The following is a 12,305-nucleotide window of genomic DNA, read 5'->3' on the forward strand; positions in this document are numbered from 1 at the left end:
GGCCCCGCCTCGGGGGCGCGGGGAGCTGCGCGACCAGCCACGAACGACCCGCGCCCGCCGGCGGCGAAGAACCACCCTCCCGGATGGCGCCCGTCGACCGGTGCGAAGCCCCGCCAGTGAGGAGCCCCACTGGTGCGAAGCCCCCGCTAGTGAGGAGCCCCCCGCCACCCCGACACCGGCAACGCGAACTTCGCGACCAGCCGGTCGGTGAACGAAGCGTGGTGCAGCCGGGCCAGCCGCACCGGCACGGCCCCCCGCCGCACCTCCACCCGTGCGCCCGGCGGCAGCTGGACCGTCCGCCGCCCGTCGCACCACAGCACGCCCGGCGTGATGTGCGGCAGCACCTCCACCGCCAGCACCGAGTCCGGCGAGGTCACCAGCGGCTTCGCGAACAGCGCGTGCGCGGAGATCGGCACCATCAGCAGCGCCTCCACCTCGGGCCACACCACCGGCCCGCCCGCGGAGAACGCGTACGCCGTGGACCCGGTGGGCGTGGACAGCACGATCCCGTCGCAGCCGAACCCGGTCACCGGCCGCCCGTCGATCTCGAGCACGACCTCCAGCAGCTTCTCCGCGCCGGCCTTCTGCACGGCCGCCTCGTTCAGCGCCCAGTCGGTGTGCACGATGTCGCCGTTGCTGTGCACGACGACATCGACGGTCATGCGCTCCTCGACCTCGTACGCCCGCGTCACGACCCGGTCGACGACCTTGTCCAGGTCGTCGCGCTCGGCCTCGGCGAGGAACCCGACCCGGCCCAGGTTGACGCCGAGCATCGGCACTCCGGACGCCCGCGCGAACTCCGCGCCGCGCAGCAGGGTGCCGTCCCCGCCGAGCACGATCAACAGCTCGCACCCGTCGAGGCACTGCGGGGTCGCCTCCTTGACCAGCTGCACCTCGTCCGGCAGCGGCAGGTCCCGGGCCTCGTCCTCCAGGACCCGCACCCGGATCCCGGACCGGAGCAGCCCCTTGACCACGAGCTCGGCGCTGCGGATGGCCGCCGGCCGCCCGGTGTGGGCCAGCAGGAAAACAGTACGAGCTCGGTTCGATGTCAACGCGGCCCCTCCGCCACTGCACGGTCAACGTCGGCCGGGTCCAGCTCGGGAGCACCGGCCCGCAGCCACAGAAAGTATTCGACATTCCCGGAAGGGCCGGGCAGCGGGCTGGCGGTGACGCCCTGCACCCCGAGTCCCAGCTCCCACGCCTTCCCGGCCACACCGCGCACGGCCTCCGCCCGCAGCTGCGGACTCCGCACGACACCCCCGCTGCCCAGCCGCTCCTTCCCCACCTCGAACTGCGGCTTGACCATCAGCACCAGGTCGGCATCTGCCCGCACGCACCGCACCAGCGCGGGCAGCACCAGTCCGAGCGGAATGAAGGACAGATCCCCCACGACCAGATCCACAGGCTCTCCGTCGATCGCCTCCAGCGTCAACTCCCGTACATTTGTACGGTCCTTGACGGTGACGCGTTCATCGCTCCGCAGACTCCACGCCAGCTGGCCGTAACCGACGTCGACGGCGACGACGTGCGCGGCGCCCGCGCGCAGCAGCACATCGGTGAAGCCGCCGGTGGACGCGCCGGCGTCCAGCGCCCGCCGCCCCTTGACGACCAGGCCCTGCGGCACGAAGACCTTCAGCGCGCCGGCGAGCTTGTGCCCGCCGCGCGAGACGTACTCGGGATCGCTGTCGTCGGCGGTGACGACGATGGCCGCCGCGGTCTCCACCTGCGTGGCGGGCTTGGTCGCGACGGTCTTGCCGACGGTGACCCGCCCGGCGGCGATCAGCTGGCTGGCGTGCTCACGCGAGCGCGCGAGCTTCCGGCGGACCAGCTCCGCGTCGAGACGGTTGCGTGCGACTCCTGCCACGTTCGGTTCAGCTCCTATGGACGGTACGGCGAAGGGGGCGCCGGAGGTCCCGGGCGGGCGTCGAGCGCGGTGAGCGCGTCGCGCAGCCCCCGGTGTACATCCTCGTACACCTCCACGTGTCCGTCCGTGGCGAGGTGGTCGGCGTCGGCCAGCCGGTGCAGGGCGGCGTCGACGTCGGCGTTGCCGGTGGGGGTGCGGGGCACGCCGAGGGGGGCGGGGGCGGCGGGGTCGTCCGCGGGCTCCTCCGGCGGCTGGTCCCTCGCCTCCGGCGGCTGCTCGGGCGCCCGTGCCTCGGGCTGCTCGGGCATCCCCGCCACGGACGGCCCCGGCGTCTCGGGCTGCTGCGCCTGCCGCTCGGGCCGCTCCGGTTCCCCCGCCACGGGTACTTCGTCGTTCATGCCCCGACGCTACCCCGTAGCCCTGGGGTAGCGTCGATCCCGATGGCCACGATCGAGGAGTGCCGCAGCGCACTCGACAAGCTCTCGGAGAACATGGGGCACTCCGAAGGGGACGTCCGCGCGGCGGCGGCCCTGGACCGCTCGGTGAGCTGCCACATCACGGACCTGGACGTCACCTTCACCGGCCGGATGACCGGCGGCCGGATCGAGGTGCGCGACACCGTCCAGGGCCCGCCCGCCGACAAGGCGCAGATCCGGCTCGCGATGACCGGGGACGACCTGGTCGCGCTGGTCGACGGCGAGCTGCACTTCGCCAAGGCCTGGGGCTCGGGCCGGGTGAGGCTGGAGGCGGGTTTGATGGATCTGTTCCGGCTCAGGAAGCTGCTGTAGCGGCCTGCCGGGCGCGCGCCGTGCGCGCGGCGGGCACCACCAGCGGCGTACCGGTCTCCGGGTCGTCGATGACCTGGCAGCGCAGGTTGAAGACCTCCTCGACCAGCTCCGCCGTGACGATGTCGTTCGGGGCGCCCTGGGCGATCACCTTGCCGCCGCGCAGGGCGATCAGGTGGGTGGCGTAGCGGGCGGCGTGGTTGAGGTCGTGCAGCACGGCGACGAGCGTGCGGCCCTGCTCCTCGTGCAGTTCGGCGCACAGGTCGAGCACGTCGATCTGGTGCTGGATGTCGAGGTAGGTGGTCGGCTCGTCGAGCAGCAGCAGCGGCGTCTGCTGGGCGAGCGCCATCGCGATCCACACCCGCTGGCGCTGCCCGCCGGACAGCTCGTCGACGTACCGGTCGGCCAGCTCGGCGACCCCGGTCTGCGCCATGGACTCCTGCACGACCCGCTCGTCCTCGGCCGACCACTGGCGCAGCAGGCCCTGGTGCGGGTACCGGCCGCGGCCCACCAGGTCGGCGACCGTGATGCCGTCCGGCGCGATCGACGACTGCGGCAGCAGGCCGAGGGTGCGGGCGACCTTCTTGGCGGGCATCGACTGGATGACCTGCCCGTCGAGAAGCACCCGGCCCTCGCTCGGCTTCAGCATCCGCGACAGCGCCCGCAGCAGGGTCGACTTGCCGCACGCGTTCGGGCCGACGATCACGGTGAAGGAGTTGTCGGGGATCTCCACCGAGAGCTGTTCGGCGATGACGCGCTGGTCGTAGGCGAGGGTGACGTTCTCGGCGGACAGACGGTTCACGGTGCTCCTTCGATCGTTCAGGGGGTGCGCGCTCATATCCGGCCGGCCCGGCGCTCGGAAACCAGCAGCCACAGCAGGTAGACGCCGCCGACGACGCCGGTGACCACGCCCACGGGCAGCTGGTCGGCGCCGAAGACCCGCTGCGAGACCCAGTCGGCGGTGACCAGCAGGGCGGCGCCCATGCACAGCGACGGCAGCAGGTTCGGCCCGGGCGAGCGGGTCAGCCGGCGGGCGAGCTGCGGCGCGGTCAGCGCGACGAAGCTGACCGGGCCGGCGGCGGCGGTCGCGGCCGCGGTGAGCAGCACGGCGGTCACCATCAGCAGCATCCGTACGCGCTCCACGCGCACCCCGAGCGCGTGGGAGATGTCGTCACCCATCTCCATCATCCGCAGCCCGCGCGCGTTGGCGAGGACCAGCGGCAGGAGCACGGCGCACAGCGCGAGCAGCGGCCACACCTGGGCCCAGTCCCGCCCGCTGAGCGAGCCGGTCATCCAGACCAGCGCCCGCGAGGCGTCGACCAGGTCGGCCTTGGTCATGAGGTAGCCGTTGACGGCCGTGACGATCGCGGAGACACCGATACCGACCAGCACCAGCCGATAGCCGTGCACGCCTCGCTTCCAGGCGAACACATAGATGCAGATGCCGGTCACCAGGCCGCCCACCAGGGCTCCCATGGTGACCTCGGACGCGCTGCCGGAGAACAGCACGATCACCACGAGCGCCCCGGCCGTCGCCCCCTGCCCGAGGCCGAGGATGTCCGGACTGCCCAGCGGATTGCGGGAGATGGCCTGGAACAGCGCGCCGCCGAGCCCGAGCGAGGCACCCACCAGAAGGCCGACCAGGACCCGCGGCAGCCGCAGCTCGTTGACGATGAACTCCTGTCCGGGGTTGCCGTCGCCCAGCAGCGTCCGCACCACGTCGGCGGCCGGGATCGGGAAGTCGCCGGTCCCGATCAGCACGACGCCCGCGGCGAGCGCGGCGGCCAGCAGCAGCACGACGACGGTGAGGGCCCGCACGTCCAGCCGCACGGACAGCCCGCCTGGGGTGCGCAGGGCACGGGTGGACCTCGCCGCCGTGCCCGCCGCTGCTGCGTTCTTCGGTGCGGTCTTCACAGCTGGGCCGTCCTCCGCCGTCGTACGAGAAAGATGAAGACCGGGCCGCCCAGGATCGCGGTGACGATCCCGACCTGGAGCTCGGCGGGCCGGGCCACGACCCGGCCGATGACGTCCGCGCCGAGCAGCAGCACCGGCGACAGAACGGTCGCGTACGGCAGGATCCAGCGCAGATCCGGGCCGGTGAAGGAGCGCACCACGTGCGGCACCATCAGCCCGACGAACACGATCGGCCCGCAGGCGGCGGTCGCCGCCCCGCACAGCACGGTGGCGGCGAGCATGGCCAGCGCCCGGGTGCGGTTGAGGTGGGCGCCGAGGGCCTTGGCGGTGTCGTCGCCCATGGCCATGGCGTTCAGCGGCCGGGCCAGGCACAGCGCGAGCACCATGCCGGCCCCAAGGAACGGGAGCACCTGAAGGATGGTGTCGTTGGTCGCGGAGGTCAGCGAGCCGACCGTCCAGAACCGCATGCGGCCCAGCGCCGCCTCGTCCAGGATCATCACGGCCTGGAGATAGCCGTACAGGGCGGCGCTGAGGGCGGTCCCGGCGAGCGCGAGCCGCACCGGCGTCGCGCCCCGGCTGCCCCCGAGGAACCAGACCAGCGCGCCGACCGCCGCGGCCCCGCAGAACGCGAACCACACATAGCCGTTGAAGCTGGTGACGCCGAGGAAGGTGATGGCGGTGACGACCGCCGCGGAGGCACCGGCGTTGATGCCGAGCAGTCCCGGATCGGCGAGCGGATTGCGGGTCAGCGCCTGGAGCACGGCACCCGCCAGACCGAGCGCGGCTCCGGCCAGCAGACCGAGCAGGGTCCGCGACAGCCGATCGGCCACGACCGTGTCGCCGTACGTCCCCGACTCCTCGAACAGGCCGTGCCAGACCTGCTCCAGGGACAGCCCCCGGGCGCCGATCGCGATGCTCGCCAGCGCGACGAGCGCCAGGATCGCCACGGAGACGAGCAGCCCGACGGCGCGTATCGCCCGGCGGTTCGGGGGCGCGGGAGCGGTCACCGCGCGCTGTTCGGGAGGACTCTCAACCAACACGAGGTTAGGTTAGCCTACCCTCCCATTTGATCAAGATCCGCGTCGATCATGATCCGCGCGACACCCGTGCGGGCACCGCGCGACACCCGCGCCACCACTCACGCCGCCGGCCCGAAGTCCCAGGCTCCGCCGCCAGATCAGCTCCCGACTCACCACCCCAGTCGCGCCAGCGCCTTCTCCCCGTCCAGCTCGCACACGCCCTCCCCGGCCGCCGTCCAGGCCGCCGCGCACAACGCCCGCAACCCGTCCAGCGCGGCCCCGTCCCCCTCCAGCTCCAGCCGGGTCCTGCCGGCCGTGGCGGTCCACCCGCCGCACCGGAACCCCGCCCCGGCCTCGACCACTTCGGGCTGCCCGGCCAGCAACCCCCGCAGATCCGCGTCCACATACGTCGGCCGGTGCTCCGGCGCCGCGGCCAGCAGCTGCGCCCCGTCGGTCACCCCGGTCAGCACCAGCAGCGAGTCGACACCGCCGTTGAACGCCCCCTCGATATCCGTGTCGAGCCGGTCGCCCACCACCAACGGCCGCTCCGCCCCGGTCCGCAGGATCGTCTCCCGGTGCATCGGCGGCAACGGCTTGCCCGCCACCCGCGGCTCCGCACCGGTCGCGATCCGCACCACCTGCACCGCCGCCCCGTTCCCCGGCGCGATGCCCCGCGCCCCCGGAATCGTCAAATCGGTGTTCGACGCGAACCACGGCACGCCCCGCGCGATGGCGTAGCACGCCTCGGCGAACCGGCCCCACGGCAGCTCCGGCCCGCCGTACCCCTGCACCACCGCCGCGGGACCGTCGTCCGCGGACTCCACCGGCACCAGCCCGTGCTCGCGCAGCGCCACCCGCAGCCCGTCACCGCCGACCACCAGCACCCGCGCGCCCGCCGGCACCTCCTCGGCGACCAACCGCGCCACGGCCTGCGCGGAGGTGATCACATCGGACGCCTCCGCCGGTATCCCCAGCTCGGTCAGGTGCGCAGCCACCGCGTCCGGCGTGCGCAGCGCGTTGTTCGTGACGTACGCCAGGTGCATCCCGCCCTCGCGGGCCGCCGCCAGCGACTCCACCGCGTGCGCGATCGCGTTCCCCCCGGCGTACACCACCCCGTCCAGGTCGAGCAGCGCCGTGTCGTACGCCTCGCTCAGCACCCGCTCACTGCCCGCCGGCCGCGTCCTGACGCCCTGGCTCATCACACCGCTCCTCGTCCGCCTGCGCTCGTTTCCCCCGATCATCCCCCATGCCACCGACACACGTACGATGCCGGGATGAACACTGCAGGTCACTCGGAAGCAACGACGCGCCGAGGCCTGGAACTCACCCCGTTCCGAGGCCTGCGCTACGACCCCGACCGGGTCGGCAGTCTGGCAGCCGTGACATCCCCGCCGTACGACGTCGTCGTCCGCCCCGACGGCCTGCTCCACCTCCAGTCCGCGGACCCGCACAACATCGTCCGCCTCATCCTGCCCCAGGCGGCCACCCCCACCGAACGCAACCGGCAGGCCGCCGACACCCTGCGCGACTGGCTCGCCGCCGGCGTCCTCACCGCCGACCCCGCCCCGGGCTTCTACGTCTACGAGCAGCGCGACGGCGCCGGCCTCCTGCAGCGCGGCGTCATCGGCGCCCTGCGCGTCTCCGAGCCGTCGGAGTGCGTGGTCCTGCCGCACGAGGACGTCATGCCGCACGTCGTCGCCGACCGGGCCGCCCTGATGCGCGCCACCGAGGCCAACCTCGAGCCCCTCCTGCTCACCTACCGCGGCGACGGCTCCGCCACGGACACCACCGCCGTCATCGAACGCACCGCCGCCCTGCCGCCGCTCCTGGCCACCACCACAGAGGACGGCTTCCACCACCGCCTGTGGGCCGTCACCGACCCCGCCGAAGTGGCCCGCATCCAGTCCGACTTGTCCCGCCACCAGGCCCTGATCGCCGACGGCCACCACCGCTGGGCCACCTACCGCCGGCTCCGCGCGGAGCACCCCTCCCCCAGCCCCTGGGACTACGGCCTGGTCCTCCTCGTGGACACCGCCCGCTACCCCCTGCGCGTCCGCGCCATCCACCGCCTCCTGCACGGCCTGCCGGTCACCGACGCCCTCGCCGCCCTCGACGGCCTGTTCCGCGTACGCCGCCTGGACGCGCCCCTGCCCGAGGCCCTGGCCGCCCTCGGCGACGCGGCCCGCGAGGGCAACGCCTACCTCCTCGCCGGCGACGGCGCCTTCCACCTGGTCGACCGCCCGGACCCGGCCCTGCTCGCCCGCACGGTCCCCGCCGACCGCCCCGAGGCCTGGCGCTCCCTGGACGCCACCGTCCTGCACGCCACCCTGCTCGACCACGTCTGGCGCATCGAGGACTCCCCGGCCCACATCGCCTACATCCACGACGCGGCCGCCACCGTCGCCAAGGCGGAGCACGACGGCGGTACGGCCGTCGTCCTGCACCCGGTCCGCGAGGAAGTCGTCCGCGACCTGGCCCGCCAGGGCGTCACGATGCCCCGCAAGTCCACGTCCTTCGGACCCAAGCCGGCCTCGGGATTGGTCCTGCGCGCCCTCCACGTCTGACCCCGGGCAGTACGAGTCCGGACATACGAAAGGGGCGGGACTCCACCGGGATCCCGCCCCTCTCATTCACCGACGTCAGTCGTCCCGACCGCCGCCGTCGCCGCCCTCGCCCGGCTCGGCGGCCGCCGCGTCCTCGTCCAGCGCGTCGACGAACTCCACCCCGTCCAGCTCGGCGAGCCGGTCGGACGCGTCCGTGCTGCCGTCCCGGTCGGCCTCGACGGCCTTCGCGAACCACTCCCGCGCCTCACGCTCCCGCCCGGCCGCCAGCAGCGCGTCGGCGTAGGCGTACCGCAGCCGCGCGGTCCACGGCTGTACGGCGTTGGAGGCCAGCTCGGGGCTCTGCAGCGTCACGATGGCCGCGTCCAGCTGCCCCATGTCACGCCGGGCACCCGCCGCGACGAGCCGCATCTCGACCTGGCCGGCCCGGTCCAGCTTCTGCACCTCGGGCGCACCCGCCATGTCCAGCGCCTTCTCCGGCCGTCCGAGACCCCGCTCGCAGTCGGCCATCAGCGGCCACAGCTCCACGGTCCCGGTCATCCGCCGCGCCGCCCGGAACTCGGCCAGCGCCTCGCTGTACTTCTGGTTGGCGTACGCCGCGAATCCGGCCGCCTCGCGCACCGCCGCGACCCGCGACGCCAGCCGCAGCGCCACCTTGGAGTACCCGTACGCCGCCTCCGGGTCCTCGTCGATGAGCCGCGCGACCATCACGAGGTTCTTGGCGACATCCTCGGCGAGCGTCTTCGGCAGGCTCTGCAGCTCCTGCCGTACGTCCTTGTCGATCTCGTCGCCGGTGACGTCCTCGGGGATCGGCAGCCGCTTGATCGGCTCGCGGTCGCGGTCCCGGTCCCGCTCGTCACGGAACCGCCCACCACCACGCCGGTCGTCGCCACCGCGGCCACGGAAGCCGCCGCCCGGACGAGCGCCCCGGTCGTCGCGACGCGGCCCACGGCCACCCCGGTCGTCCCGGCCACGGAACCCACCGCGCTCACCGCGGCTGTCCTCACGCCGGAACCCACCACGCTCACCGTCCCGCCGGTCGTCCCGCCGGTCGTCGCGCCGGTCATCCCTGCGGTCGTCACGGCGGAAGGCCGGACGGTCCCCCCGGTCGTCGCGCCGGAACCCACGATCGCGATCGTCACCACGCCGCTCGTCACGCCGGTCATCGCGCCGGCCGTAGCCCCCACCGCGGTGGTCATCGCGCCGGAACCCACCACGATCACCACGGTCGTCACCCCGACGCCCATAGCCACCGCCACGGTTGTCGTCCCGACGGTCGTCACGGCGGTCATCGCGACGGTCGTCACGGCGGTCGTCACGCCGAAAGGCCGGACGGTCGTCACGGCGGAAAGCCGGCCGGTCACCCCGGTCGTCACGCCGGAACCCACGATCGCGGTCCCGATCGTCTCGACGCGGCCCACGGTCCCGGTCCCGGTCGTCGCGCTGGTACGGGGACGACCGGAACCCACGGTCACGGTCATCACCGCGCCGCTCGTCACGCCGGTCATCGCGCCGGCCGTAGCCTCCACCGCGGTGGTCATCGCGCCGGAACCCACCACGGTCCCCGCCACGCTCGCCACGGTCACCCCGGTCGCCTCGGTCGTCCCGGCGGTAACCGCCACGGTCGCCGTCGCGACGGCCGTAGCCGCCACGGTCACGGTCGTTACGATCGCCGCCGCGACGGAAGCCGCCGCGGTCGCCGCGATCTCCACCATCCCGTCGCCGCTGGTCGCGCTCCGGTCGATCGTCGGGAGAGTTGGTGGACATCGGTGACTCCTGTCTTCGGTACCGCAAGCATTCTAAAAAACGAAAGGACCCCTGGTCCCAGCTGAACGCTGGTGACCAGGGGTCCTCCAAAGATTGTTCGGCGGCGTCCTACTCTCCCACAGGGTCCCCCCTGCAGTACCATCGGCGCTGTGAGGCTTAGCTTCCGGGTTCGGAATGTAACCGGGCGTTTCCCTCACGCTATGACCACCGAAACCCTAATGGTTTCGAGCGAACAAGCACACTTTTCTGTTATGCGTTCTGCTCAAAGCCGGCAACGGTCGTTGCCTCAGAACTAACACAGTGGACGCGAGCAACTGAGGACAAGCCCTCGGCCTATTAGTACCGGTCAACTCCACACGTTACCGTGCTTCGGAACAGTCAGGCGGAATAGGCCCGACCGTTCACAGCGTCCTCGCTGTGTTTTTTCAAAGGAACCTCGTCCCAGCTGGCGCTGGAGACGGGGTATCAACATATCTGGCGTTGACTTTTGGCACGCTGTTGAGTTCTCAAGGAACGGACGCTTTCTTTGTACTCACCCTCTCGGGCTTTCCTCCGGGCGCTTCCCTTCGGTCTTGCGTTTCCGACTCTATCAGATCCTTTTCTCGATCCGATTCCCGGCCGGCGGGATCGTCTTGGGCGTCCGGGCTTTGCCCGGCGGCCTTTCGACATTCACTACGTTAGCCGATTCCCTCGCCGACTCATAATCGAGTCCGCGGTTCTGAATTCGGACATGCGGACACGTCGAATCCGTCCCCGCTGAGGGGATCTTCTGAGGTAGTGGGTTGGCCGCTTCCGGCTGCTGTCGATGGCAGTACCCGTTCCAGCGGCTCGGGCCACATTACGTACCTCCGCGAGGAGAGTCAAGTGCGGCGGCGGCGTGGGACATGGGCCCGGTAGGGGCTCACCGTCGGGTCGTCGGCGACCCAGTAGCGCCAGGGGTGGACCGCGCCCTCTCCGGAGACTCCGGTGCGCGGGCCGTTGCGCACCTGGTCGGAGGGGACGGGGGTGCCGGCCAGGATGCGGAGCGGGGTCTCGCCGGAGGCGCAGGCGTCCACGCCGTCCTGGGCGCGGTCCACGTCGAGGGCGGTGGCCAGGCGGGCCGGGCCTTTGGCCAGTTCCTTGTCGTTGCGGGCCGAGAGGCGGCGGGTGCGGGCCAGCTCGGCGCCCTCGATGATCTCGCCCGCGCGGAGCAGGACGGCACTGGCCCGGCCCTCGGGGCCGCACACCAGGTTCATGCAGTGCCACATGCCGTAGGTGAAGTAGACGTACACATGGCCGGGCGGGCCGAACATCACGGCGTTGCGGGGGGTGCGGCCGCGGTAGGCGTGGGAACCCGGGTCGTTCTGGCCGTCGTAGGCCTCGACCTCGGTCAGGCGGAGGGCGATCGGACCGTCCGGGGTGGTGCGTACGAGGATGCGGCCGAGGAGATCGGGGGCCACGTCGAGGACGGGCCGGTCGAAGAAGTCCCGGGGCAGGGGCGTACGGTCGGGGGTCGCGATCATGCCGTCCGAGGGTAGTGCAGCGGGAGGGCGCGGAACCGGGCGTCGCCGGATCGCGTTGGTAGGGATCGAGGGTCCAGTCGCTAGAGGGAGAGTCATGCCGTTCAAGAAGCTGCTCGCGAGCCTGGGTGCCGGTGGGGCGTCCGTGGAGACGGTGCTGACCGAGGTCAACGTGGTGCCGGGCGGGGTCGTCCAGGGCGAGGTGCGGATTCAGGGCGGGTCCGTGAACCAGCAGATCGAGGCGCTGTCGGTGGGGCTCCAGGCGCGCGTCGAGGTCGAGGGCCAGGACACCGAGTACAAGCAGGACGTCGAGTTCGCGAAGATGCGGCTCGGCGGTGCCTTCGAGCTGCAGGCGAGCGCGGTGCACGCGGTGCCGTTCACGCTGGACATCCCGTGGGAGACGCCGATCACGATGATCGACGGCCAGGCGCTGCGCGGCATGGACATCGGGGTGACGACGGAGCTGGAGATCGCGCGTGCGGTGGACTCCGGTGACCTCGACCCGATCAACGTGCACCCGCTGCCGGCGCAGAAGGCGATCCTGGACGCCTTCATCCAGCTGGGCTTCCGCTTCAAGAACGCGGACATGGAGCGCGGCCACATCCGGGGCACCCGGCAGAAGCTGCCGTTCTACCAGGAGATCGAGTTCCTGCCGCCGCAGCAGTACCGCGGACTGAACCAGGTGGAGCTGAGCTTCGTCGCCGACCAGAACGCGATGGACGTCGTGCTGGAGATGGACAAGAAGCCGGGGATGTTCAGCGAGGGCAGCGACACGTTCCGCTCGTTCCAGGTGGGGCTGAACGACTACCAGACGACCGACTGGGCGGCGTACCTCAACCAGTGGCTGTCCGAGGTCGGGTCCAAGCGGAACTGGTTCTAGGCTCGGTACCACGGAA

13 protein-coding genes and 1 rRNA gene are annotated in these 12,305 nt (G+C 72.0%); 3 read left to right on the forward strand and 11 right to left on the reverse strand.

Annotated features, from left to right (window positions below):
* Positions 1-146: 146 nt before the first annotated feature.
* From G7Z13_RS07355 to G7Z13_RS07365, 3 genes are read right to left on the reverse strand one after another with little or no spacing between them, the layout of a single operon-like run.
* Entirely contained in the window at positions 147-1,052 is a 906-nt protein-coding gene (locus G7Z13_RS07355; RefSeq protein WP_165997174.1) for an NAD kinase, read from the reverse strand.
* A complete protein-coding gene (locus G7Z13_RS07360) occupies positions 1,049-1,864 on the reverse strand; it encodes a TlyA family RNA methyltransferase (protein WP_165997175.1) in 816 nt (271 codons plus the stop codon). Before G7Z13_RS07360 ends, G7Z13_RS07355 begins: the two co-directional genes overlap by 4 nt.
* 14 nt (positions 1,865-1,878) lie before the next feature.
* Entirely contained in the window at positions 1,879-2,172 is a 294-nt protein-coding gene (locus tag G7Z13_RS07365) for a hypothetical protein (protein ID WP_166004736.1), read from the reverse strand.
* A 132-nt stretch (positions 2,173-2,304) separates the two neighbouring features.
* On the opposite strand from G7Z13_RS07365, the gene G7Z13_RS07370 reads away from it, so the two are divergent.
* A complete protein-coding gene (locus tag G7Z13_RS07370; RefSeq protein ID WP_165997176.1) occupies positions 2,305-2,652 on the forward strand; it encodes an SCP2 sterol-binding domain-containing protein in 348 nt (115 codons plus the stop codon).
* On the opposite strand, the gene G7Z13_RS07375 is transcribed toward G7Z13_RS07370, so the two are convergent.
* The 4 genes from G7Z13_RS07375 to G7Z13_RS07390 form a co-directional block, all read right to left on the reverse strand.
* Positions 2,636-3,487: an ABC transporter ATP-binding protein gene (locus G7Z13_RS07375; RefSeq protein WP_165997178.1), complete on the reverse strand. Its 852-nt coding sequence runs from the start codon at positions 3,485-3,487 to the stop codon at positions 2,636-2,638. The genes G7Z13_RS07370 and G7Z13_RS07375 overlap by 17 nt on opposite strands.
* A complete protein-coding gene (locus G7Z13_RS07380; RefSeq protein ID WP_165997179.1) occupies positions 3,484-4,563 on the reverse strand; it encodes an iron chelate uptake ABC transporter family permease subunit in 1,080 nt (359 codons plus the stop codon). Before G7Z13_RS07380 ends, G7Z13_RS07375 begins: the two co-directional genes overlap by 4 nt.
* The gene (locus G7Z13_RS07385; protein WP_165997180.1) at positions 4,560-5,603 is read right to left on the reverse strand and encodes an iron chelate uptake ABC transporter family permease subunit; all 1,044 of its coding nucleotides are present in this window, start codon (positions 5,601-5,603) and stop codon (positions 4,560-4,562) included. Before G7Z13_RS07385 ends, G7Z13_RS07380 begins: the two co-directional genes overlap by 4 nt.
* A gap of 149 nt (positions 5,604-5,752) precedes the next feature.
* The gene (locus G7Z13_RS07390) at positions 5,753-6,781 is read right to left on the reverse strand and encodes an HAD-IIA family hydrolase (protein WP_165997181.1); all 1,029 of its coding nucleotides are present in this window, start codon (positions 6,779-6,781) and stop codon (positions 5,753-5,755) included.
* Between the two features lie 75 nt (positions 6,782-6,856).
* On the opposite strand from G7Z13_RS07390, the gene G7Z13_RS07395 reads away from it, so the two are divergent.
* The gene (locus tag G7Z13_RS07395; protein ID WP_165997183.1) at positions 6,857-8,146 is read left to right on the forward strand and encodes a DUF1015 domain-containing protein; all 1,290 of its coding nucleotides are present in this window, start codon (positions 6,857-6,859) and stop codon (positions 8,144-8,146) included.
* 75 nt (positions 8,147-8,221) lie between these two features.
* Here G7Z13_RS07395 and G7Z13_RS33300 read toward each other — a convergent pair whose 3' ends face one another.
* The 4 genes from G7Z13_RS33300 to G7Z13_RS07410 all read right to left on the reverse strand — a co-directional run bounded on the left by G7Z13_RS33300 (position 8,222) and on the right by G7Z13_RS07410 (position 11,412).
* Positions 8,222-8,959 carry a tetratricopeptide repeat protein gene (locus G7Z13_RS33300; protein ID WP_206313200.1) on the reverse strand — a complete coding sequence of 246 codons (738 nt, stop codon included), beginning with the start codon at positions 8,957-8,959 and terminating at the stop codon, positions 8,222-8,224.
* Complete coding sequence (locus tag G7Z13_RS33305) at positions 8,851-9,858, reverse strand: hypothetical protein (protein ID WP_240926470.1); 1,008 nt, start codon at positions 9,856-9,858, stop codon at positions 8,851-8,853. The genes G7Z13_RS33300 and G7Z13_RS33305 overlap by 109 nt, the downstream gene beginning before the upstream one ends.
* Before the next feature lie 147 nt (positions 9,859-10,005).
* Positions 10,006-10,122, reverse strand: a 5S ribosomal RNA gene (gene rrf, locus G7Z13_RS07405).
* 648 nt (positions 10,123-10,770) lie between these two features.
* Positions 10,771-11,412 carry a DNA-3-methyladenine glycosylase gene (locus G7Z13_RS07410; RefSeq protein WP_165997184.1) on the reverse strand — a complete coding sequence of 214 codons (642 nt, stop codon included), beginning with the start codon at positions 11,410-11,412 and terminating at the stop codon, positions 10,771-10,773.
* A 94-nt stretch (positions 11,413-11,506) separates the two neighbouring features.
* On the opposite strand from G7Z13_RS07410, the gene G7Z13_RS07415 reads away from it, so the two are divergent.
* Complete coding sequence (locus tag G7Z13_RS07415) at positions 11,507-12,289, forward strand: sporulation protein (RefSeq protein WP_165997185.1); 783 nt, start codon at positions 11,507-11,509, stop codon at positions 12,287-12,289.
* Positions 12,290-12,305: the final 16 nt, after the last annotated feature.

Source organism: Streptomyces sp. JB150 (assembly GCF_011193355.1).
In the GTDB taxonomy this organism is placed as follows: Bacteria; Actinomycetota; Actinomycetes; order Streptomycetales; family Streptomycetaceae; genus Streptomyces.

What these genes read in the sequence shown, in the direction of transcription:
- G7Z13_RS07365 (WP_166004736.1), bottom strand. Translation starts at nt 2,172, where the DNA reads ATGCCCGAGCAGCCCGAGGCACGGGCGCCCGAGCAGCCGCCGGAGGCG.
- G7Z13_RS07370 (WP_165997176.1), top strand. Translation starts at nt 2,305, where the DNA reads ATGGCCACGATCGAGGAGTGCCGCAGCGCACTCGACAAGCTCTCGGAG.
- G7Z13_RS07375 (WP_165997178.1), bottom strand. Translation starts at nt 3,487, where the DNA reads ATGAGCGCGCACCCCCTGAACGATCGAAGGAGCACCGTGAACCGTCTG.
- G7Z13_RS07390 (WP_165997181.1), bottom strand. Translation starts at nt 6,781, where the DNA reads ATGAGCCAGGGCGTCAGGACGCGGCCGGCGGGCAGTGAGCGGGTGCTG.
- G7Z13_RS07395 (WP_165997183.1), top strand. Translation starts at nt 6,857, where the DNA reads ATGAACACTGCAGGTCACTCGGAAGCAACGACGCGCCGAGGCCTGGAA.
- G7Z13_RS33305 (WP_240926470.1), bottom strand. Translation starts at nt 9,858, where the DNA reads ATGGTGGAGATCGCGGCGACCGCGGCGGCTTCCGTCGCGGCGGCGATC.
- G7Z13_RS07410 (WP_165997184.1), bottom strand. Translation starts at nt 11,412, where the DNA reads ATGATCGCGACCCCCGACCGTACGCCCCTGCCCCGGGACTTCTTCGAC.
- G7Z13_RS07415 (WP_165997185.1), top strand. Translation starts at nt 11,507, where the DNA reads ATGCCGTTCAAGAAGCTGCTCGCGAGCCTGGGTGCCGGTGGGGCGTCC.